At 43.1% G+C, this 21393-nt stretch carries 21 protein-coding genes; 18 read left to right on the forward strand and 3 right to left on the reverse strand.

Annotated elements, in window-relative coordinates; translation table 11 throughout:
* Window positions 1–13 precede the first annotated feature (13 nt).
* Both rplT and ABC357_RS02880 read left to right on the forward strand, forming a co-directional pair.
* The gene (gene rplT / locus ABC357_RS02875; RefSeq protein WP_412886050.1) at window positions 14–373 is read left to right on the forward strand and encodes a 50S ribosomal protein L20; all 360 of its coding nucleotides are present in this window, start codon (window positions 14–16) and stop codon (window positions 371–373) included.
* 75 nt (window positions 374–448) lie between these two features.
* Window positions 449–706, forward strand: a complete 258-nt coding sequence (locus tag ABC357_RS02880; protein ID WP_412886051.1) for a DUF1294 domain-containing protein — start codon at window positions 449–451, stop codon at window positions 704–706.
* On the opposite strand, the gene ABC357_RS02885 is transcribed toward ABC357_RS02880, so the two are convergent.
* Complete coding sequence (locus ABC357_RS02885; RefSeq protein WP_412886052.1) at window positions 703–1071, reverse strand: sigma-w pathway protein ysdB; 369 nt, start codon at window positions 1069–1071, stop codon at window positions 703–705. The genes ABC357_RS02880 and ABC357_RS02885 overlap by 4 nt on opposite strands.
* A 102-nt stretch (window positions 1072–1173) precedes the next feature.
* Here ABC357_RS02885 and ABC357_RS02890 point away from each other — a divergent pair, with 102 nt between their 5' ends.
* Entirely contained in the window at window positions 1174–1647 is a 474-nt protein-coding gene (locus tag ABC357_RS02890) for a dUTP diphosphatase (protein ID WP_412886053.1), read from the forward strand.
* A gap of 61 nt (window positions 1648–1708) precedes the next feature.
* Complete coding sequence (locus ABC357_RS02895; protein ID WP_412886054.1) at window positions 1709–2794, forward strand: M42 family metallopeptidase; 1086 nt, start codon at window positions 1709–1711, stop codon at window positions 2792–2794.
* A 120-nt stretch (window positions 2795–2914) separates the two neighbouring features.
* On the opposite strand, the gene sspI is transcribed toward ABC357_RS02895, so the two are convergent.
* The gene (gene sspI, locus ABC357_RS02900) at window positions 2915–3124 is read right to left on the reverse strand and encodes a small acid-soluble spore protein SspI (protein WP_412886055.1); all 210 of its coding nucleotides are present in this window, start codon (window positions 3122–3124) and stop codon (window positions 2915–2917) included.
* 119 nt (window positions 3125–3243) lie between these two features.
* Between sspI and ABC357_RS02905 the strand changes: the two genes are divergently transcribed.
* The 3 genes from ABC357_RS02905 to pheT all read left to right on the forward strand — a co-directional run bounded on the left by ABC357_RS02905 (window position 3244) and on the right by pheT (window position 7930).
* Window positions 3244–3993 (forward strand): TrmH family RNA methyltransferase, encoded by a 750-nt coding sequence (locus ABC357_RS02905; protein WP_412886056.1) that lies wholly within the window; start codon window positions 3244–3246, stop codon window positions 3991–3993.
* 460 nt (window positions 3994–4453) lie between these two features.
* The gene (gene pheS / locus ABC357_RS02910) at window positions 4454–5494 is read left to right on the forward strand and encodes a phenylalanine--tRNA ligase subunit alpha (protein WP_412886057.1); all 1041 of its coding nucleotides are present in this window, start codon (window positions 4454–4456) and stop codon (window positions 5492–5494) included.
* 21 nt (window positions 5495–5515) lie between these two features.
* A complete protein-coding gene (pheT, locus tag ABC357_RS02915) occupies window positions 5516–7930 on the forward strand; it encodes a phenylalanine--tRNA ligase subunit beta (RefSeq protein WP_412886058.1) in 2415 nt (804 codons plus the stop codon).
* An 87-nt stretch (window positions 7931–8017) separates the two neighbouring features.
* Here the strand turns inward: pheT and rnhC are convergent, their stop codons facing one another.
* Window positions 8018–8971: a ribonuclease HIII gene (rnhC, locus tag ABC357_RS02920; RefSeq protein ID WP_412886059.1), complete on the reverse strand. Its 954-nt coding sequence runs from the start codon at window positions 8969–8971 to the stop codon at window positions 8018–8020.
* Window positions 8972–9403: 432 nt separating this feature from the next.
* Between rnhC and zapA the strand changes: the two genes are divergently transcribed.
* The 11 genes from zapA (at window position 9404) to trxA (ending at window position 21179) form a co-directional block, all read left to right on the forward strand.
* Window positions 9404–9664, forward strand: coding sequence for a cell division protein ZapA (gene zapA / locus ABC357_RS02925; RefSeq protein WP_412886060.1), 261 nt, complete (start codon window positions 9404–9406; stop codon window positions 9662–9664).
* A 5-nt stretch (window positions 9665–9669) separates the two neighbouring features.
* Window positions 9670–10212: a CvpA family protein gene (locus ABC357_RS02930; RefSeq protein ID WP_412886061.1), complete on the forward strand. Its 543-nt coding sequence runs from the start codon at window positions 9670–9672 to the stop codon at window positions 10210–10212.
* Window positions 10213–10427: 215 nt separating this feature from the next.
* Window positions 10428–12143 carry a DNA polymerase/3'-5' exonuclease PolX gene (gene polX / locus ABC357_RS02935; RefSeq protein ID WP_412886062.1) on the forward strand — a complete coding sequence of 572 codons (1716 nt, stop codon included), beginning with the start codon at window positions 10428–10430 and terminating at the stop codon, window positions 12141–12143.
* A 35-nt stretch (window positions 12144–12178) separates the two neighbouring features.
* Window positions 12179–14530, forward strand: a complete 2352-nt coding sequence (locus ABC357_RS02940; RefSeq protein ID WP_412886063.1) for an endonuclease MutS2 — start codon at window positions 12179–12181, stop codon at window positions 14528–14530.
* A 26-nt stretch (window positions 14531–14556) separates the two neighbouring features.
* The gene (locus ABC357_RS02945) at window positions 14557–14976 is read left to right on the forward strand and encodes a DUF350 domain-containing protein (RefSeq protein WP_412886064.1); all 420 of its coding nucleotides are present in this window, start codon (window positions 14557–14559) and stop codon (window positions 14974–14976) included.
* A 348-nt stretch (window positions 14977–15324) separates the two neighbouring features.
* A complete protein-coding gene (locus tag ABC357_RS02950) occupies window positions 15325–17022 on the forward strand; it encodes a long-chain-fatty-acid--CoA ligase (RefSeq protein ID WP_412886065.1) in 1698 nt (565 codons plus the stop codon).
* Window positions 17023–17228: 206 nt separating this feature from the next.
* Window positions 17229–17822, forward strand: a complete 594-nt coding sequence (gene fadR, locus ABC357_RS02955; protein ID WP_412886066.1) for a fatty acid metabolism transcriptional regulator FadR — start codon at window positions 17229–17231, stop codon at window positions 17820–17822.
* A 119-nt stretch (window positions 17823–17941) separates the two neighbouring features.
* Complete coding sequence (locus ABC357_RS02960) at window positions 17942–18715, forward strand: enoyl-CoA hydratase (RefSeq protein ID WP_412886067.1); 774 nt, start codon at window positions 17942–17944, stop codon at window positions 18713–18715.
* Between the two features lie 55 nt (window positions 18716–18770).
* Window positions 18771–19544, forward strand: coding sequence for an electron transfer flavoprotein subunit beta/FixA family protein (locus ABC357_RS02965; protein ID WP_412886068.1), 774 nt, complete (start codon window positions 18771–18773; stop codon window positions 19542–19544).
* A 31-nt stretch (window positions 19545–19575) separates the two neighbouring features.
* Window positions 19576–20553, forward strand: coding sequence for an electron transfer flavoprotein subunit alpha/FixB family protein (locus ABC357_RS02970; RefSeq protein ID WP_412886069.1), 978 nt, complete (start codon window positions 19576–19578; stop codon window positions 20551–20553).
* Window positions 20554–20864: 311 nt separating this feature from the next.
* On the forward strand, window positions 20865–21179 hold the full coding sequence (trxA, locus tag ABC357_RS02975; RefSeq protein WP_412886070.1) for a thioredoxin: 315 nt from the start codon (window positions 20865–20867) through the stop codon (window positions 21177–21179).
* Window positions 21180–21393: the final 214 nt, after the last annotated feature.

A 21393-nucleotide genomic window follows, 5' to 3' on the forward strand; every position in this document is an offset into this window, starting at 1 on the left:
AGGAGGGAAATACATGCCACGTGTAAAAGGCGGTACTGTTACTCGCAAACGTCGTAAAAAGGTTCTTAAATTAGCTAAAGGTTATTATGGTTCAAAACATACATTATATAAAGTTGCTAACCAACAAGTAATGAAATCTCTAATGTATGCATTCCGCGATCGTCGTCAAAAGAAACGCGACTTCCGCAAACTTTGGATCACTCGTATCAACGCAGCTGCTCGCATGAACGGTCTTTCTTACAGCCGTTTAATGCATGGTTTGAAGCTTGCTGGTATCGAAGTTAACCGTAAAATGTTAGCAGACCTTGCAATTGCTGATGCTTCTGCATTCACTGAATTAGCAAACACTGCAAAAAAACATTTAGATAAATAAGTTATCGTTCTGATAACGGGAAAAGCCATTCTTCAACGAATGGCTTTTTTTTATGAAAAAAGGGGGATGCCGACTATGGAAGTCATCTATGTATGTATAATGAGCGTGATTGCTTTCGTTCTAATGGGGATTGATAAGTCGAGAGCGCGGATGAACAAAAGGAGGATATCGGAAAGGACTTTATGGATCGTTGCGTGGATCGGCGGAGCTCCAGGATCAGTGTGCGGTATGAAATACTTCCGGCATAAAACAAAGCATGTCCAATTTCGGATCGGATTCCCATTCCTGGCTGTTTTTCAAATCCTAATTATCCTTTATGTTGCCGTGCTTTAATCATCGGGATAAATAATCTTCCACTCGATTTCCGCTTCCGGATAGTGGCTGTTAAGCGAATCCTCTATATACCGGATATCTGAATCGGTAAGCTTATTGACGGCCTTCTGCTGGCAATGCCAAATGTGGATGGTGACCACGTTTCCGGATTCAAGCCGATCTGCATATTTCTCGCCTTCCATTAGAAAGCCTTTATAGGTAAGCAAAAAATTCTTCATGGGATTTGAAAAGTCATCCAGCAAATAGAACCGCCTTTGCCGTTTAGCCTTATTGAGCCTGCGTGCCGGGCTCATAATGTAGCCAACCGAGCAATAAAGAAAAAGGATTAACAAAAGAGTGAAAATGAGCGACATAAGAAGTACCATTGTAGCCTCCTTCAAGTTATGGGACAATTGTATATGAATACGTACGAATAAAGGGTGCTGTTGGTTTCATTTTTCAATCATTTCATATTAAAGGAGAATGGTATGAATACAGAACAATTATTCAGGATGCAAAAAGAATTCGACCAGCATGTCCAGCAACATCGCCAATTGCAGGGTGAGCCTCTAATGGATATGAAGTTCCTTGCTCTTTTAGTGGAACTCGGTGAATTGGCGAATGCCACCCGATGCTTTAAATATTGGAGTGCGACAGAGCCTGAATCAAAGCAGCGTATCCTGAAGGAATATGCAGACGGAATCCAGTCCATCCTTTCTTTGGGCATTGAGTTCGGTTTTGATAGCCGAAAGTATGTAGATGGTTCATATTACAGCGGTGAAAAGGAGTTGACCAGCCAATTCCTCCATGTATTCGAAGCGGTCCATTTGTTTAAAGTAAAACGGTCTTTTGATATGTATAAAATTTTATTCTACAAATATCTGCATTTAGGGATGCTGCTCGGTTTTTCGAGCAAAGATATAGAAGAAACCTATACTTCAAGAAATGAAATGCTTTCTTGAAGACAGGATGGCAGGGTTTCATAGTATAATAAGAATAGTTTGAATAGGGAGGAAACTTTAAATGGCTCAATTAGACCAAACATTAGCAATGCTGAAGGATTTAACGGATGCAAACGGTATCCCGGGCAATGAAAAAGAAGTCCGGGAAGTTATGACCAAGTACATACAAGACTATAGCGATGAAGTGGTAAGCGACGGACTCGGAAGCTTAATCGCCAAAAAAACAGGTGATGAAAACGGACCGAAAGTCATGGTTGCCGGCCATTTGGATGAAGTAGGATTTATGGTTACCCGCATTGATGAAAAAGGATTTGTCTATTTTCAGACGGTAGGTGGATGGTGGTCGCAGGTCATGCTGGCCCAGCGTGTCACCTTGTTTACGTCAAAAGGCGAATTGACTGGGATCATGGGCTCTAAACCGCCTCATATTCTGACTGCCGAGGCGCGCAAAAAAACGGTTGATATTAAAGATATCTTCATTGATATCGGAGCTTCCAGCCGTGAAGAAGCAGAAGAATGGGGCGTTCGCCCCGGGGATATGGTGGTGCCATATTTTGAATTCACGGTGATGAACAATCCTAAAATGCTGATGGCCAAAGCATGGGATAACCGTATCGGCTGCGCAATCGCAATTGATGTCATGAAAAATCTTAAAAACGAAAAGCATCCTAATATCGTGTATGGAGTCGGAACCGTACAGGAAGAAGTGGGGCTTCGCGGTGCGAAAACAGCTACTTTCAAAGTGCAGCCTGATTTGGCATTTGCTGTAGATGTGGGCATTGCCGGAGATACACCAGGAGTATCGGAAAAAGAGGCAATGGGTAAGCTAGGCAAGGGTCCGGGAATTGTCCTGTATGATGCAAGCATGGTTTCACATAAAGGATTGCGGGATTTTGTAACTGGCGTAGCCGATGAAATGAATATTCCTTACCAATTCGATGCCATGCCAGGTGGAGGCACGGATTCTGGTTCCATCCATGTAACGGCTAATGGTGTTCCTGCGCTAAGCATTACGATTGCAACGCGTTATATCCATTCGCATGCAGCTGTCCTGCATCGTGATGACTATGAAAACACAGTGAAATTAATTACTGAAGTCATCAAAAGACTGGACCGCGACGCAGTCAATAAAATTACATTTGAATAATAGAGCAAAACACGAGGAGCATGATGACCCTCGTGTTTTCTTTGGTTAAACAGAAAATGGGTCTGTATATTGATTTATCCAAGCTAGATGAAAGGGCATGGAAGAATCCATGCCCTTTCATCATTTGCTCAATCCGCTTTCTAGTGCGTACAGCATTTCTTTTTTTTCGGCATCAGTTGAATTATTCCAAATCACTTCAAATAAAACCCCGAGGCCTGGAAGCATTTTTTCCTCGCCGCTTTGTATGGCATCGACGATTGTGTTTTCGAGCTGGTCCTGTGTATTGCCGGCTACGTTATGGATGACAGCATTCCGCAGATTTAAATTCATTAAGACTCCTCCTAGAATGTACTTCATTATATTTTTTCTCAAGTGTCCGTTTATTATGTATAATAAGTTAGGTTATACTAGGAAAAATTGGGCAGAAGAAAAGGAGTGAATGAAAAATCATGAAATTCATTCAATCTGTACAGAATGAGAAAGTGAAGGCCTGGAAAAAGCTGTTGGCAAAAAAAGGCCGCGATAAGGCAAAGCAATTTATAGTAGAAGGTTATCACCTGGTGGAAGAGGCGCTTAAAAAAGGTGCTGTCACTGCCTTGATTAAGGAAGAAGAAGCAGAGCTTCCGAATAAATGGAATGTGGACGGAATTGACATATACCATGTAACACAGGCAATAGTAAAGGAATTGGCAGAAACAGAAACATCGCAAGGCGTCTTTGCTGTATGTGACATGCAATTGCAGGATGAGCGGCTGCCGAAAAAAGTGTTATTGCTTGATGGGGTGCAGGATCCTGGGAATATCGGGACGATCATCCGTACAGCGGATGCAGCAGGCCTTGATCTCGTTGTTTGCGGCAATGGCTGCGTTGATGTATATAACAGTAAGGCATTGCGGTCAACTCAGGGCGCCATTTTCCATATCCCAGTTATAAAAGCAGATTTACTCTCATATATACCTGAATTGCAAAGCAATGGAGTAACCGTGTACGGAACCTCCCTTCAGGATGCAGTGAATTACAGGGAAGTGGAGACGTCGGAGTCATTTGCGCTTGTTGTAGGCAATGAAGGCAATGGGGTCAGTGCAGCAGTTCTTGATAACTGTGACCAAAATCTGTACATACCGATTTATGGAGAGGCAGAGTCCTTGAATGTGACAGTTGCAGCAGGCATTTTGCTCTACAGTTTAAATAATCGTTGAAATATATGCGCACATGGCTGTTGCATACTGGATTGAAATTCACTATAATATTGTAGAGAAATGAATAATTGAAAAGCGTTGACAGAGAAGAGTAGCTCAACCTGTATGATACAGGGAGAAAATGCCGTGATTGAAAGCATTTTTATCTGAATGGGTAGAGTGAAGTTCACCTCTCGAGCTGGCATCGGGACCGCATGATTCATGCGTAAAGATGCACCCGGTTATTAAAGCCGTTATTGCAATGAAGTAGTGTACAGATTATTTGTGCATCAACAAGGGTGGTACCGCGACGATTACCTCGTCCCTTTTTATGGGAACGAGGTTTTTTTATGTTTTCCGGACTTGTCGATACTTCTGCATGCTTGACATAAAGTGGCCCCTTATGGCCATCCATCACAGGGCGGCTCCATTGGATCCACAAATATCCCGGCCATCGCCGGATTAAAGGAGGAAAAGAATAATGCAGGAAACGTTAAAAAAACTGCAGGAAGAAGCGTTGCAAAAAATTGAAGCGGCTTCCGATCTTAGAGGATTGAATGATATTCGCGTAGCTTATTTAGGGAAAAAAGGGCCGATTACAGAAGTCCTGCGCGGAATGGGGAAATTATCAGCTGAGGAACGCCCGAAGATGGGTGCTCTAGCCAACGAAGTGCGCGAGGCGATTGGAGGCAGCATCGAGCAAAAACAAGCAAAGCTTGAAGAAGCTGCTGTCGCTGAAAAGCTTGCTTCAGAAAAGATTGATGTTACTCTGCCGGGTAATGAAGTGAAGGCGGGCAACCATCATCCTCTTACAAAAATCGTAGAAGAAATTGAAGATTTATTTATTGGAATGGGCTATGAAGTGGCTGAAGGCCCTGAAGTAGAACAGGACTATTATAACTTTGAAGCATTGAATCTTCCTAAGGGCCATCCGGCGCGCGATATGCAGGACAGCTTCTACATTACTGAAGACACATTGATGCGTACACATACATCTCCTGTACAAGTAAGAACGATGCTTAAACATGAAGGCAAAGGACCTGTCAAAATCATTTGTCCAGGCAAAGTGTATCGCAGGGATAATGATGATGCTACCCATTCCCATCAATTCATGCAAATTGAGGGGCTTGTTGTCGACAAGAATATTGCTATGAGTGACCTATCAGGGACGTTGGAAGTATTCGCTAAGAAGATGTTCGGGCAGGACCGCCAAATCCGTTTGCGTCCAAGTTTCTTCCCGTTCACTGAGCCTTCTGTAGAAGTGGATATTTCATGTAAAATCTGCGCTGGCAAAGGATGCAGTGTATGTAAGGGTACAGGATACATCGAGGTGCTTGGAGCTGGAATGGTTCACCCGAACGTATTAAAAATGGCTGGATTCGATCCAAAAGAATACTCAGGTTTCGCTTTCGGAATGGGAGTCGAACGAATTGCGATGCTGAAATACGGCATTGACGATATCAGACACTTCTACAGCAATGATATCCGTTTCTTAAAGCAGTTCGACCGTTGCGAAGGTTAATAATCAGAGGAGGGAATAACGATGTTTGTTTCATATAAATGGCTTCAACAATATGTAGATCTGGAAGGTATATCTGCAGTCGAATTAGCAGATAAAATTACAAAAAGCGGCATTGAAGTAGAAGGTGTCGAAAAAAAGAGTGAAGGTGTATCCGGCGTTGTCATCGGTCATGTGCTGGAAAAAGTGAAGCATCCGGAGGCGGATAAATTAAATATCTGCCAAGTGGATATTGGCGAAGAAGAGCCAGTTCAAATTGTCTGCGGCGCACCTAACGTCGATAAAGGGCAAAAGGTGGCTGTTGCAACAGTCGGTGCTGTTCTTCCTGGCAATTTCAAAATCAAAAAAGCAAAATTGCGCGGCGAAGCATCGCACGGCATGATTTGCTCTTTACAAGAATTAGGCATCGAAAGCAAGCTGATTGCCAAAGAATACAGCACAGGGATTTTTGTCTTCCCTCATGATGTGGAAGTGGGCGCAGATGCCCTTGAGCAATTGGGGTTAAATGATGAGGTGCTGGAATTAGGATTGACACCTAACCGCTCTGATTGTCTAAGCATGCTGGGTGTAGCTTATGAAGTGGGCGCTATTCTTGGAAAAGAAGTTAAGTGGCCGGAAGCTGCCGTATCTGAAAGCGATGATCAAGCGGCAGATTATATAACTGTAGAAGTAGAAGACCAAGAAGACAACCCGCTTTATACGGCGAAAGTTATAAAAGATGTGAAGGTTGGTCCGTCTCCTTTGTGGCTTCAAACAACATTGATGGCAAGCGGCATTCGCCCGCATAACAATGTAGTCGATATCACAAATTATATCTTGCTTGAGTACGGCCAGCCGCTGCATGCTTTCGACTACGATAAGATCGGTTCAAAAAAAATCGTTGTCCGCAAGGCGAAACAGGATGAAATGATCGTTACGCTTGACGACGCTGAACGCAAGCTGCAGCCTCATCAATTAGTCATTACGAATGGTGAAGAGCCGATCGCACTTGCCGGTGTCATGGGAGGGGCAAACTCTGAAGTAAGCGATTCTACTACAACCGTCTTGCTTGAATCTGCTTATTTCTCTGCTGCATCTGTACGAAGAACATCTAAGGACCATGCGCTCCGCAGTGAAGCAAGCGCACGCTATGAAAAAGGCGTTGATCCAAAGCGTGTACGCGCAGCAGCAGAGCGGGCTGCTTCCCTGATGGAGCAATATGCAGGAGGCACTGTACTTGAAGGAACCGTGGAAGTGGACACTCTTACAATTGAGCCTGCTGTAGTTTCCATCACAATTGAAAAAATCAATGCCTTGCTTGGCACAGATTTATCAATGAAGCAGGTTGAAGCTATTTTTGCTGCCCTTCAATTCGAAGCAACTGTTGAAGGCAACTGCATTACAGTGACGGTTCCTACACGACGCGGCGATATTACAATTGAAGAAGATTTAGTAGAAGAAGTAGCACGCCTGTACGGCTATGATAATATTCCAAAAACCCTTCCGGCTGCTTCAGGAACAGCAGGCAAATTGTCTCCTTATCAAGCGAAGCGCCGGGTTGTCCGCCGTTTCCTTGAGGGTGCAGGATTATACCAGGCTGTATCTTATGCGTTGACATCAGAAACAAAGGCAACGGCATTTGCTATTGAGAAACGCGGAACGATTAAGCTTGCCATGCCAATGAGTGAGGAACGCAGCGTCTTGCGCCAAAGCATTGTCCCTCAATTGCTTGAGGCCCTGCAATACAATGTGGCACGCCAAAATGATTCTGTAGCATTGTATGAAACGGGAACTGTCTTCTTGCAATCAGAAGGGGAAGTGCTTCCTGAAGAAAGAGAGCATGTAGCTGGAGCCATAACCGGCCTATGGCATTCTCAACTATGGCAAGGGGAAAAGAAAAAGCTGGATTTCTTCGTTGCTAAAGGCATCCTTGAAGGACTATTCAAGAAACTTGGAGTTGCTGGGCAAATTACATTTGCAGCGGCGGAAGTGGACGGCATGCATCCAGGGCGTACAGCAGCTGTTTCCTTGAATGATCAATATATCGGCTATGTCGGACAGGTTCATCCTACCGTTGAACAACAGCATGATATTAAAGAAACCTATGTATTTGAGTTATCATTGCAAGCTTTGCTTCAAGCGGAGATAGCGCCTATCTCTTACACAAGCATTCCTCGTTTCCCATCTATTACACGCGATATTGCGCTAGTTGTGGATAAGGATACAATTGCGGGAGATGTTCAAAACGTCATTGCAGAAACTGGCGGCAAATTACTGAAAGATGTAACTGTATTTGATTTATATGAAGGGGACCGTATGGAAGAAGGCAAAAAATCTCTTGCGTTCTCATTGAAATACTTTGATCCAGCCAAAACATTGACTGATGAAGAAGTAACAAAGGCGCATGATAAAGTATTGAAGGCTGTAAAAGAAAAAACTGGAGCTGAGCTTCGCGGATAAAGTGAAAGCATTCAGGGATTCCGGTATTTTGTAAGGAAGCAAAAAACGGCAACATCATGTTGCCGTTTTTTTGTGCTTTCTTTTTATTTAATTTTTCTTATGAAGCAACTTTTTAGCTTTGTCTGTATTGGCAAAATGGAGCTTGGTAAAGGTTTTTAAACTATCCATCCCTTTTCTTTCGATTAGCTTGGCGGCAGCGAGGTCAACAGCCGGTCCGGCCCCTTTAGGGATCGTGAAACCGGCTTGCTGGCTAAGTTCGTCGAATTTTCTCACGAATGCTGCACGCGCCAATATAGAAGCTGCAGCTACACTTGAATGGACACTTTCCGCCCCGGTGCTTAAATAAATTTGCTTGCACTGGAACATTTCCTGGTCCTTTAAATAGTTGAAGAAAACATCAGGCTGGGCAAATTGGTCGATCAAGATGGCTTCTGCTTCGATTGGCTTAATTTTTTCGATCAGCTTTTTCAAGGCTAGATTGTGAAGATAGGCTTTTATTTTTCCTTGGGACATTCCGCTTGCTTGCAGCCTGTTATATTTTTCATTATCCAAAACTAGTAGTGTAAAAGGGATTGCGTGCTTTAATTGAGAAGCAATCTCTAATATTTGCGGGTCTTTGAGGTTCTTGGAGTCCTTAACGCCAAGCTCCTTCAATAAAGGTATTTTTTCGGCTGGCGCATAGGCGGCCGCTACGGTAATCGGTCCGAAATAATCTCCTGTGCCTACTTCATCTGAACCGATGACACTCATACTCCCTATAGTTGCTGGAGGGGAATATGAATGATGCTTCACCGTGTTTTTCTTAGCTGGCGGAATGGAAGCCGGTTTATATGCCTGCTTGCTTTGCCATTTGCTTGCTTCTGTTTCCGCATTGGATCCTTGAAATAAAACCTTGCCGGATTTATAGGCTGTGACCGTGCATCCGGCTGGTTTGGCTGTAAATACAGAGCCCTGGGGTGCCTTTGCGTTTTGTGAAGCATGGTAATATGTACTCATTTCAGATATGGTTGCCATATTCATTTGTAAGACAACATTTCCCATTGTTCTCTTCACTCCTTTATAAGGGACTGTTCTCCATTATATACTACATTGGCTGTTTTTATAGGCGCACCTCTAAAAAGAAAGAATCCAGTCACGAAGAAATTGCAGGCTAATGCCACATCTGCCATGCATGCATCTGCCTCTTTTTTTCTGGGTGCGGCTTCATTCAAACCTGTTTTCGCTGGAGGATGAATCTCTTTTCCCTGAGTATAATCTAACAGTCTAATTGTCTCTATATAGTGCACCTAAGAGTATGGTAAATACTATATTCCACATCCCTTTTTAATCCCCTTTATTGAGTGATTGACTTTCTGCTGCATCTCTCGGATCCCTACTAGGACTGTAGGGCAATCTTTTGCTTTAATACTTTCAAGGACCCAACGTTCATGTTATTATAGAGATTAGGATTCTTTGGAATAGGGGGATATGACCTTGTCAGACGGAAAAAAAAACAAAATTACAGTTGATATATACGGGCAGCAGTACACGATTGTCGGCACAGAATCTTCAAGTCATATCCGGTTAGTTGCCTCGATCGTGGACGATCGGATGCGTGAAATTAGTGATAAGAATCCTAATTTGGACGTGAGCCGGTTAGCTGTGTTGACTGCTGTGAATGCAATCCATGACTATTTGAAACTAAAAGATACGTTGGATGCAATCGAGATGGAACAAAAGACGGAAAAGGATTGAAATGAATGTTTGACATACTATTGATAGCTATGTTTCTGATCGGCATTGCCGTTGGTCTGAGGCGCGGTCTGATTCTTCAGCTTATACATATAACAGGCTTTTTGGTGGCCTTTATAGCCGCGGTTGTCTACTATGATGCGCTGGCTCCGAAGCTTGAATTATGGATTCCTTTTCCTTCAATGGGAGATGCAAGCTCTGTAAGTACCTTGTTTAAGGGAATTGGTTTAGAAAATGCTTATTATAACGCTATAGCGTTTATTATTATCTTCTTTGCTGTAAAGATTTTATGGCAAGTATTCGGAAGTATGCTGGATTTCATTGCATCATTCCCGATTCTGAAGCAGCTGAATCGGTGGGGAGGCGGAGTACTGGGATTCCTTGAGGTATACTTGGTTGTTTTTATTCTGTTGTTCTTGGCGGCATTGGTTCCGATTCCATTCATCCAGGACCATGTGCAGAACTCCTTTATTGCAGAGTCGATGATTAAGCATACACCACTGCTTTCTGAGAAGCTTAAAGAACTGTGGTTTCACTATACGTCAGCATAAGGCTGATCCAAAAAAGCTGAACATCCACTTTGGCTTTTTTGGATTAGCTTTTTTATATGCAGGATAAAAGATAGGCAGTTATCATCTAGTCAGCAGGGGAATACTTGTGATTGGGGAAAGAGAAAGGTATCTTTAATTACAGATGGCCTGGTTTGTCCATACATAGACAGATTGTGCATTAAACGCGAACTATTCAATGGAAGCGGTGATTGTATATGACGATAAATAAAAAAGATGTAATTAAATTGTTGGAGAGAATTGCTCTCTATATGGAATTGAAGGGGGAAAACCCTTTTAAGACATCTGCATTCAGGAAAGCGGCAGCTGCTTTGGAGAACGATCAAAGAAGCTTAATGGAAATCGAAGATTTTACGGCTTTGTCCGGCATCGGGAAAGGAACAGCGGCGGTTATAGATGACTATATGGAAACCGGGAAGTCGGCCGTATTAGAAGAATTGCAGAGTGAAGTACCAGAAGGGTTGATTCCCTTGCTGCAGATTGCAGGCCTTGGCGGAAAGAAAATCGCCAAGCTTTATAAAGAGCTCCATATCACTAATAAAGACGAATTATTGGCAGCCTGCGAGGCGAATAAGGTAAGCGCATTGGCAGGGTTCGGAGCCAAATCAGAAGAAAAAATCCTTCACGCGCTGAAAGAAGCCGGAAGCGGGCCGGATCGGCTTCCGTTGGCCTTTGTCCTTCCGATTGCATCCGAAATTGAGCGCTTCTTAGAAACTATTCCTGAAGTTGAGAAGTATTCAAGGGCAGGCAGCCTGCGCAGAATGAGAGAGACCGTAAAGGATCTCGATTTTATCATTGCCACCCACGAACCTAAAGCAGTCCGGGAGAAGCTCTTGAAGCTGCCGAAGGTAAAAAATATTATTGGAGCCGGAGATACAAAGGTATCGGTCACTTTAGCCTACCAGTATGATGTAAGCATCGACTTCCGCATGATTAAACCTGAGGAGTTTTTTACAACACTTCATCATTTCACAGGTTCAAAAGACCATAATGTCCGCATGCGCCAGCTGGCTAAGGAACGCGGAGAGAAAATCAGCGAGTATGGGGTGGAGCAGTCTGGTGACGGCGAAGTATTAACTTTCGGAAGTGAAGAAGCATTTTACCATCACTTCGGATTGCCCTTTATACCGCCTGAATGCAGGGAAGACGGTTCGGAAGTCGACTCATTTCCTAGCGGTGAATTGATTGGATTAGAGGATATCCGAGGGGATATCCATATGCATTCCACTTGGAGCGACGGAGCATATTCCATTGAAGAAATGATAGAAGCATGCCGCGCAAAAGGATATGCGTATATGGCGATTACCGATCATTCACAATATTTGAAGGTCGCAAACGGTTTGACGCCGGATCGGATGAGAGAGCAAATCCAACTCATTAAGGAGTATAATAAGAAATACGATGATATCGAAGTACTGTCGGGTATCGAAATGGACATTCTTCCTGACGGATCGCTCGATTTCGATGACGGGCTTCTTGAGGAATTGGATGTGGTAATTGCCAGCATCCATTCCAGCTTCTCGCAAAGCCGGGAGCAAATCATGAAAAGGCTGCGTACAGCGCTTGAAAATCCGAATGTGGATATCATCGCGCATCCAACTGGACGCCTAATCGGAAAAAGAGACGGTTATGATGTTGATGTTGACCAGCTGATTGAATGGGCCAAAGAGACGAATACAGCATTGGAATTGAATGCAAATCCGAATCGTTTGGATTTATCGGTCGATAACCTGAAAAAAGCCCAGGAGGCAGGTGTGCGCATTGTCATCAATACAGATGCCCATAGTACCGATATGCTGGAGCATATGCCGATTGGCGTTTCTGCAGCGATGAAAGCTCTACTGTCAAAAGAAACAGTATTGAATACGGGAAGCGCAGACCAATTGATTGCTTTCCTGAAACGTAATGATTAAATAAGAAAATTAAGTCTTGAGGAGGATTATTCTCCGTGAATAATAAATCATTAAAAGCATTGGAATTTGATAAGATACGGGAACAATTAATGCAATTTGCTGCATCCTCGCTAGGAAGAAAGCGAGTGAAGGATCTTTTGCCATCAGTTTCTTTTCAAGAAGTCGACAAATGGCAAGCGGAAACAGATGAAGGAGCAACGGTCATCAGGCTGAAGGGAAGAGCCCCTCTGGACGGCATCTTTGATATCGGTCCCCATGCCAAACGTGCAAAGATCGGCGGTATGCTAAGCCCGAATGAATTGAAAGAGGTGGCATCAACGTTGCGTGCCAGCCGCAGATTGCAGCGCTTTATTGAAGACATGGTGGAAGATGAAATTGAATTGCCGCTGTTATCTGAACAAATCCATTCTTTATACGATCTTTTTGATCTGGAAAAATGGATCGCCAATGCAATTGGCGACCAGGGTGAAGTGTTGGATTCTGCGAGCGATAAGCTGCGGACAATCCGCCATCAATTAAGAACAAATGAAGCAAGAGTCAGAGAAAAGCTGGAAAGCATGATTAGATCCTCTAATGCTGCCACTACCTTGTCGGACAGCATTATTACCATCCGGAACGATCGTTTTGTCATTCCGGTCAAACAAGAATACAAGGGCGTGTATGGAGGCATCATCCATGACCAGTCTTCATCCGGACAAACCTTATTTATTGAACCACAGGCTATTGTTTCATTGAATAATGCTTTGCAGGAAGCAAAAGCAAACGAGCAGCAGGAGATAGAACGCATTTTGATCCAGCTATCGGCAACAGTCGGCGAGTATTCATCAGAGCTTTTGCATAGCGTATACGTACTGGGCTGCATGGATTTCATTTTCGCCAAAGCGCGCTATGCCCATAGCATAAAAGCATCAAAACCAAAGCTGAATAATGAAGGGTATATGAAGCTTGTAAAGGCCCGCCATCCATTGATTGACCGTTCCCAGGTGGTTGCGAACGACATCGTTTTGGGAAAAGATTTTTCGACCATCGTTATAACTGGTCCGAATACGGGAGGTAAAACGGTTGCCTTAAAAACTGTCGGGCTTAGCTGCTTGATGGCACAGGCCGGCTTGCAGATTCCGGCTTTGGATGGCTCTGAAATCGGGGTATTTGAAAAAATCTTCGCTGATATCGGTGATGAACAATCTATTGAGCAAAGTCTGAGTACATTTTCTTCACATATGGTCAATATAGTGGAAATTCTGGATGAGGTCGATGAGCATACGTTAGTTCTGTTCGATGAACTCGGTGCCGGTACCGATCCGCAGGAAGGGGCTGCACTCGCTATTTCCATTCTGGATGAAGTGCACGGAAGAGGAACGCGAATCATAGCGACCACCCATTACCCTGAATTGAAAGCGTACGGATACAATCGGGAAGGTGTCATTAATGCCAGCGTCGAATTTGACATTGAGACACTGAGCCCAACCTATCGTCTGCTGATCGGTGTGCCAGGGCGAAGCAACGCTTTTGAAATTTCGAAAAAGCTGGGCCTTCAGCCTTGGATCATTGAGCATGCAAGGGGCTATATAGGAGAAGATACGAATAAAGTTGAAAATATGATTGCTTCTCTAGAAGAAAGCCGGAGACAAGCTGAAAATGAAAAAGTGGAAGCACGCGATTATTTGCGGAGCGCCGAGAAGCTGCACCACGATCTTCAAAAGGAAATGCAACAATACTACGAAGACAAAGATGAGCAATTGGAAAAGGCTAAAATAAAAGCGCAAAGCATCATTGAAAAAGCGAAAGAAGAAGCGGAAGAAATCATTTCAGACCTTCGCAATCTGCGCTTGAATAAACAGGCTGAAGTAAAAGAGCATGAACTGATAGAGGCGCGCAAGAAGCTTGAGGAAGCTGCACCAAAATTGAAGAAAAAGAAAAAAGTGGCGAGCAAACAAGACCATGTCCTTCAACCGGGTGATGAGGTGAAGGTTCTAAGTTTGAATGGAAAAGGCGCTTTGGTTGACCGTGTATCCAGCAATGAATGGCTTGTGCAGATCGGTATTATGAAAATGAAAGTGAAAGAACAGGATCTTCAATTTATTAACGCACCAAAGCCTGTGGAAACGAAGCCTCTTGCAACAGTAAAAGGCAAGGATTTTCATGTGAGCCTGGAGCTGGACTTGCGCGGTGAACGCTATGAAAATGCACTGATGCGCGTCGAAAAATATATTGATGATGCATTGCTGGCCGGATATCCAAGAGTATCCATCATCCATGGAAAAGGAACGGGTGCATTGCGCCAAGGGGTTCAGGAATATTTGAAAAACCATCGTTCTGTTAAAAAAATTCGCTTTGGTGAACAGGGTGAAGGCGGCAGTGGTGTGACCATTGCAGAATTGAAATAGGCAAATTAACGATAGGAGCCAATTATATGGAAGCATTTTGGTCTAATAGTTATGTATTTATCGCTGCCTATTGCAGTGTAGCCCTTCTCTGCACGGTTGTATTTCTTGCTGTGTTCGAACTTGTGACCAAATACAGGAACTGGGAAGAAATCAAAAAGGGAAATGTGGCAGTCGCGATGGCTACAGGCGGGAAAATATTCGGGATTGCGAATATTTTCCGCCATTCCATCCTGGAGCATGATAGTCTTATTGATATGATTTATTGGGGAATCTATGGATTTATCTTATTGGTGGCAGGTTACTTTATTTTTGAATTTTTGACACCGGGTTTTAAAATCGATGAAGAAATTAAAAATGATAACCGGGCTGTCGGCCTGATTGCTATGATTATTTCGGTCGGGCTTTCCTACATCATTGGGGCGGGCATAACCGGGATATCACAATGAGGCCTCATAAACAAAGGTATTTGGAATGGATTTTTCACATGCAATAAAGGGGAGATGTGGATGTGGAGACATTAGCAAAGGTATTAATCGCTGTTGCAGCCACTTTTATTGTGATCGGGATTGTATTTATGTTTGTCGGCAGTTAAGGGATAGGGGATTTTGGTTATGAAGAAGGCAAGCCAGCTTATTGCAAGAAGGCTTGCCTTTTTTTAATCCCTGGAATCGTATTTTTCTTACAGGACAAACCATTGAATGGCTTCGGCTTTAATTTTCTTAATTGTCAGTCATTGGTAGGTATATTATAATTAAATCGGACTATAAGGAAAAAATTTCAAAGGGGGTTAATGTATGGGAGAGAAAATATGGTTAAAAGAATATCCTTCTGAAATACCAACAACGTTGGACTATGGGGATTTGCCGATCCAATCTTATTTAAAAGATGCAGCAGAGCAGTATCCCGATAAGGCGGCAATCCATTTTATGGGGAAGGAAGTCACATTCCAACAGCTTTTTGAAGATGCATTGCGATTTGCCAATTATTTGCGCGGTCTTGGAATTGAAAAAGGCGACCGTGTGGCCATCATGCTTCCGAATACGCCTCAATCCGTCATTGGCTATTTCGGCGTACTGTTTGCGGGAGGTATCGTTGTACAGACAAATCCGCTGTATATGGAACGGGAACTTGAGTACCAAATGAAAGACTCTGGTGCGAAGGTAATCCTTACTATGGATGCATTATTCCCGAGAGTATCATCTATCCAGAAGAATACCGACCTCGAACATATAATTGTAACCGCTATCAAGGATTATTTGCCTTTCCCTAAAAACCTCATTTATCCGTTCATTCAGAAAAAAAATCTAGGCATCGTTGTGAACGTCCGGCATGAAGGGAACATTCATTTATTGACTGAGATTCTTAAAATGAGCGAGGCGAATGAAATTCCGTTGGATGTCGATATTGAAAACGATTTGGCATTACTGCAATATACCGGAGGGACAACAGGATTTCCGAAAGGGGTTATGCTCACCCATAAGAACCTCGTTGCCAATACTAAAATGTGCAAGGCATGGATGTATAAATGTAAAAAAGGAGAGGAATCTGTCCTAGGCATCCTTCCATTTTTCCATGTGTATGGAATGACAACTGTCCTTATCTTATCCGTGATGGAAGCATATAAGATGATCCTTCTGCCGAAGTTTGATATCCAAACAGTTCTAAAAACCATCGATAAACAAAAGCCGACACTTTTTCCTGGAGCACCGACTATGTATATCGCTATTTTAAATCATAAGGACCTATCCAAGTATGACCTATCGTCAATCCAATCCTGCATTAGCGGATCAGCTCCGCTCCCGGTAGAAATCCAAGAGCAATTTGAAAAGGTGACGAACGGTAAATTAGTTGAAGGTTATGGGTTGACGGAAACATCACCAGTTGTCCATTCCAACTTCCTGTGGGATCGCCCTCGCATCAGAGGAAGTATTGGCGTTCCATGGCCAGATACAGATTCCGCCATTCTCTCTATGGATACAGGTGAACCGCTGCAGCCGAATGAAGTTGGCGAAATCGCGGTTAAGGGGCCACAAATTATGCAGGGGTACTGGAACCGGCCTGAAGAGACAGAAGCGGTATTTAAGAATGGCTGGCTGCTGACAGGCGATTTAGGCTATCAGGATGAAAATGGTTATTTCTATATTGTTGACCGTAAAAAAGACATGATTATCGCAGGAGGGTACAATATTTATCCACGTGAAGTGGAAGAAGTGTTATACGAACATAAAGATATTCAGGAGGCTGTAGTGGCAGGTGTGCCAGACCCATACAGAGGAGAAACAGTAAAAGCTTATATTGTCCTCAAGGAAGGGCGCCAGACAACAGAGGAAGAACTGAACCAATTCGCCAGAAAGCATTTGGCTGCTTATAAAGTGCCCAGAAAATATGAATTCAGAAGCGAATTGCCAAAAACGGCTGTAGGGAAAATCCTGCGGAGAAACTTGGTAGAAGAAGAGCGCAAGAAAGTAACCGATGAAAAGAAAGAGGCTTAATTAATTATCCGCCAAGAGTGCCATTCAATCGGCACACTTGCTTGTATGTTTTGGACAGCCTGTCGGTGCAAAGTGTATAATAGACAGGTTCAATGTATGAAGAAGAGCTTCTCGTTTCTTTCTTTTTACTTGACATCCTAGAATAATCAAATTATTATAAAATTATGAATGAATAGTCATTCATTTCTCTGGAAGGGGAAGAAACTGTGAAGCGAAACAAACCTAAATTCAAACAAATTATTGATGCTGCCGTTGTAGTCATTGCCGAGCACGGCTACCATCAAGCGCAAGTCTCGAAGATTGCTAAGCAAGCCGGTGTTGCTGATGGAACGATTTATCTATATTTCAAGAATAAAGAGGATATCCTTATCTCTCTTTTTCAAGAAAAAATGGGCGAATTCGTTGAGAAAATCAGTGCAGAAATTATGCTGAAGGAAAAAGCCTCGGATAAATTGGCGGTTTTGATCCAAACGCACTTCGACATTATGTCGGAAGATCCACACCTTGCTGTTGTCACGCAGCTTGAACTGCGCCAGTCCAATAGCCAATTGCGGACACAGATCAATGAGGTGCTAAGAGGTTATTTAAAGCTAGTGGATGGAATCCTGAAGGAAGGCATGGCGAACGGCGAATTCAAACAGGATTTGAACCATAAGCTGGCCAGACAGATGATTTTCGGAACGCTGGATGAAATTGTGACTAGCTGGGTTATGAATGACCAGAAATACAGTTTGCCGAAATTATCAGCAGATGTTCACAATCTATTCATTGCTGGGCTTGAACAGAGTGCAGCTGACTAATGGAAAAAGGGCTTCATCTACTGCGGCCCTTTTTTTAAAAACTTGCAAGCTGTTAAATAGTGACTGAAATGAATAATATTGTATAATAAAGTAGGATATAGAAACAAAGGGGGATTTGGATGTCATACATTTCATATCAAGTAGATGAGTATATTGCTACTGTAAAACTTGATAAAGCTCCTGCAAACGCTTTATCGTCTGCTGTTCTTCAAGAGCTGTCATCTATCATGGATGAATTGGAAGAGCGGCAGGATGTAAGGGTGGTCGTCATCCAAGGGGAAGGCAGATTTTTCTCGGCAGGCGCCGATATTAAAGAGTTTACAACCATTTCAGATGGCTCTGAATTTTCGAATCTATCGGCAGGGGGACAATCTTTATTTGAGAGAATTGAGACATTCTGCAAGCCGGTTATTGCCAGTATCCATGGCGCAGCGCTTGGAGGCGGACTTGAATTGGCGATGTCTTGCCACATCCGCTATGTAACTGAGTCAGCGCAATTGGGTCTGCCCGAATTGCACTTAGGTTTGGTTCCAGGCTTTGCAGGCACCCAAAGGCTCCCTCGATTGGTCGGTATGGCAAAAGCAGCTGAAATGCTCTTTACTAGCGATTCGATATCCGGCAAGGAAGCGGCTGGCTGGGGATTAGCCAATGCTGCATTCCCGGAAGATGAATTACAGCCGGCGGTCCAAACATTAGCGAAAAAAATTGCGAGAAAGAGCCCGCTTGCCTTAAAGAAAGCAATTGAACTATTAAACTATTCCAAGCATGCCCAGTATTATGAAGGGGTTCAAAAGGAAGCCGCTTCCTTTGGGGACATTTTCGGGTCGGAGGATGCGAAGGAAGGCATTTCGGCTTTTGTCGAAAAGCGCCAGCCTACATTCTCAGGTAAGTAAAAGTAGATTCAATATTCATAATCTTCATAATTAAATCGTAGCAGGAGGCTATTACATGAATATTTATGTGTTGTTAAAAAGAACATTCGATACAGAAGAAAAAATTACGCTATCAAACGGAAAAATCAATGAAGATGGAGCTGAATTCATCATCAATCCATACGATGAATATGCCGTGGAAGAAGCGATTAATGTAAGGGATGCGCATGGCGGTGAAGTGACAGTCGTGACAGTAGGGAGTGAAGAGGCGGAAAAGCAGCTTCGTACAGCACTTGCAATGGGAGCCGATAAAGCGGTGTTGATCAATGTGGAAGACGATGTAGAGGACGGAGACCAATTCTCCACTTCAAAAATTTTAGGGGAATACCTGAAAGATAAAGAAGCAGATTTGATTATCGCAGGGAATGTGGCAATTGACAGCGGTTCAGGGCAAGTCGGACCACGTGTGGCCGAATTTCTTGATATCCCGTATATCACAACCATCACAAAATTGACAATCGACGGCACGAATGTAAGCGTTATCCGCGATGTCGAAGGAGACTCTGAAGTCATCGAAACGAGCCTGCCTTTATTGGTTACAGCACAGCAAGGACTAAACGAACCAAGATATCCATCCCTTCCTGGCATTATGAAAGCGAAAAAGAAACCGCTTGAAGAATTGGAATTGGATGATCTTGATCTTGAAGAAGATGAAGTTGAAGCAAAAACGAAAACGATTGAAATCTATCTTCCAGCTAAAAAAGAAGCTGGTAAAGTGCTAGATGGAGAATTGCAGGACCAAGTGAAGGAGCTAGTAAACCTGCTTCACACAGAAGCGAAAGTTCTTTAATCCAACATGAACGTAATAGGAGGGTAAATAGATGTCTAGAAAAATGCTAGTATTAGGTGAAATTCGTGATGGTGCACTTCGTAATGTATCGTTTGAAGCGGTGGCGGCAGCAAAAGTCGCTTCTGAGGGCGGAGAAATCGTTGGTGTTTTGATTGGAGATTCAGCCCAATCATTAGGAAATGAATTCATTCACTATGGTGCTGATAAAGTAGTAGTGATCGAAGATGAAAAATTATCCCAATATACATCTGACGGCTATTCCCAAGCGTTGATGGCTGTTGTGGATTCAGAGAAACCGGAAGGGATTATCATTGGCCATTCTGCAATGGGGAAAGACCTGGCTCCGCGAATTGCAGGCAAACTGAAATCAGGTTTGATTTCAGATGCTACAGCAGTAGAAGAAGAGGGTGGAAACATTGTTTTCACCAGACCAATATACTCAGGTAAAGCATTCGAGAAAAAAATCATCACTGATGGTGTCATCTTGGCTACAATCCGGCCGAACAACATCAGCCCATTGGCAAAAGATGAGTCCCGTTCCGGTGATGTGACTGCACAAAGCGTTGAAATTAAAGATCTTCGTACAATCATTAAAGAAGTAATCCGGAAGGCTACTGACGGTGTAGATTTATCAGAGGCGAAAGTAGTCATTGCAGGAGGCCGCGGTGTAAAGAGCGCAGACGGATTCCAGCCATTGAAAGAGCTGGCTGATGTACTCGGAGGCGCAATTGGTGCATCACGCGGAGCCTGTGATGCAGACTATTGCGATTACTCCCTGCAAATTGGACAAACGGGTAAAGTGGTTACTCCTGATCTATATATTGCATGCGGCATTTCTGGAGCAATCCAGCATTTAGCCGGTATGTCCAATTCAAAAGTGATCGTTGCCATTAATAAAGACCCAGAAGCAAATATCTTTAAAGTGGCTGATTATGGAATTGTAGGGGATCTATTCGAAGTAGTTCCTATGCTCACTGAGGAATTCAAAAAATTAAAAGTAAATGCGTAATGTAAGAAGAACTAGGGACTCCGTGCCATCGTATAGTGGGCGGAGTCTTTTTTTACATTTCTTTAATAAAAAATGGCTGAGTGAACAATCGGATAGCAAAAATAGGGAATTCCTAGTTGTTTACTTTAATAAGGTTAGGGTACATACTAATATAGAAGCAGTTCAGCTTGCTGAATGCTTTTACAGCACTGTATAGGGATATATTCTATGGGCATATTAGCTTGGACGCTGGAAACAAATAATTAGCTTCTTGCAATATATCTCTGTTATACTTACAATAGAATTTTAGTAATTATTAGGAGGGCATTCGTATGGCAATTGTCAATGCTACTGATCAAACATTTACAACTGAAACTTCTCAAGGTTTAGTGCTTGCTGATTTCTGGGCACCATGGTGCGGACCTTGTAAAATGATTGCTCCTGTACTGCAGGAACTAGATGGCGAAATGAGCGATACAGTCAAGATCGTTAAAGTCGATGTTGACGAAAACCAAGAAACAGCCGGCAAATTCGGAGTAATGAGCATTCCTACTCTAATCCTTCTAAAAGACGGACAAGTTGTCGATAAAGTAGTTGGTTTCCAACCAAAAGAAGCTTTAGCTGAATTGGTTAAAAAACACGCTTAATCTGTCATTGAAGAGAGCTGCCCTGTGGAGGGCGGCTTTTTTGTATGAAAAGAAAGAGATCATTTTGTTCCTGCTGCGGTCGGGAATGAAGCTAATATCTGTTAAAGGCAAAACCGGGCATAGGCATTGCTGAATGATTGCTTTATCAATAGAGACTTCTGTAATGTGAAATCATGCATAATTTTAGACTGATGGATGTTAGAATAGAAACAGA

Source organism: Bacillus kalamii (genome assembly GCF_047238185.1).
GTDB lineage: Bacteria > Bacillota > Bacilli > Bacillales > DSM-1321 > Bacillus_AD.

Bases quoted from the DNA above. Each gene is read 5' to 3' on its own strand.
- rplT (WP_412886050.1), top strand. From the start codon at position 14: ATGCCACGTGTAAAAGGCGGTACTGTTACTCGCAAACGTCGTAAAAAG.
- ABC357_RS02880 (WP_412886051.1), top strand. From the start codon at position 449: ATGGAAGTCATCTATGTATGTATAATGAGCGTGATTGCTTTCGTTCTA.
- ABC357_RS02885 (WP_412886052.1), bottom strand. From the start codon at position 1,071: ATGGTACTTCTTATGTCGCTCATTTTCACTCTTTTGTTAATCCTTTTT.
- ABC357_RS02890 (WP_412886053.1), top strand. From the start codon at position 1,174: ATGAATACAGAACAATTATTCAGGATGCAAAAAGAATTCGACCAGCAT.
- ABC357_RS02895 (WP_412886054.1), top strand. From the start codon at position 1,709: ATGGCTCAATTAGACCAAACATTAGCAATGCTGAAGGATTTAACGGAT.
- sspI (WP_412886055.1), bottom strand. From the start codon at position 3,124: ATGAATTTAAATCTGCGGAATGCTGTCATCCATAACGTAGCCGGCAAT.
- ABC357_RS02905 (WP_412886056.1), top strand. From the start codon at position 3,244: ATGAAATTCATTCAATCTGTACAGAATGAGAAAGTGAAGGCCTGGAAA.
- pheS (WP_412886057.1), top strand. From the start codon at position 4,454: ATGCAGGAAACGTTAAAAAAACTGCAGGAAGAAGCGTTGCAAAAAATT.
- pheT (WP_412886058.1), top strand. From the start codon at position 5,516: ATGTTTGTTTCATATAAATGGCTTCAACAATATGTAGATCTGGAAGGT.
- rnhC (WP_412886059.1), bottom strand. From the start codon at position 8,971: ATGGGAAATGTTGTCTTACAAATGAATATGGCAACCATATCTGAAATG.
- ABC357_RS02930 (WP_412886061.1), top strand. From the start codon at position 9,670: ATGTTTGACATACTATTGATAGCTATGTTTCTGATCGGCATTGCCGTT.
- polX (WP_412886062.1), top strand. From the start codon at position 10,428: ATGACGATAAATAAAAAAGATGTAATTAAATTGTTGGAGAGAATTGCT.
- ABC357_RS02945 (WP_412886064.1), top strand. From the start codon at position 14,557: ATGGAAGCATTTTGGTCTAATAGTTATGTATTTATCGCTGCCTATTGC.
- ABC357_RS02950 (WP_412886065.1), top strand. From the start codon at position 15,325: ATGGGAGAGAAAATATGGTTAAAAGAATATCCTTCTGAAATACCAACA.
- ABC357_RS02960 (WP_412886067.1), top strand. From the start codon at position 17,942: ATGTCATACATTTCATATCAAGTAGATGAGTATATTGCTACTGTAAAA.
- ABC357_RS02965 (WP_412886068.1), top strand. From the start codon at position 18,771: ATGAATATTTATGTGTTGTTAAAAAGAACATTCGATACAGAAGAAAAA.
- ABC357_RS02970 (WP_412886069.1), top strand. From the start codon at position 19,576: ATGTCTAGAAAAATGCTAGTATTAGGTGAAATTCGTGATGGTGCACTT.
- trxA (WP_412886070.1), top strand. From the start codon at position 20,865: ATGGCAATTGTCAATGCTACTGATCAAACATTTACAACTGAAACTTCT.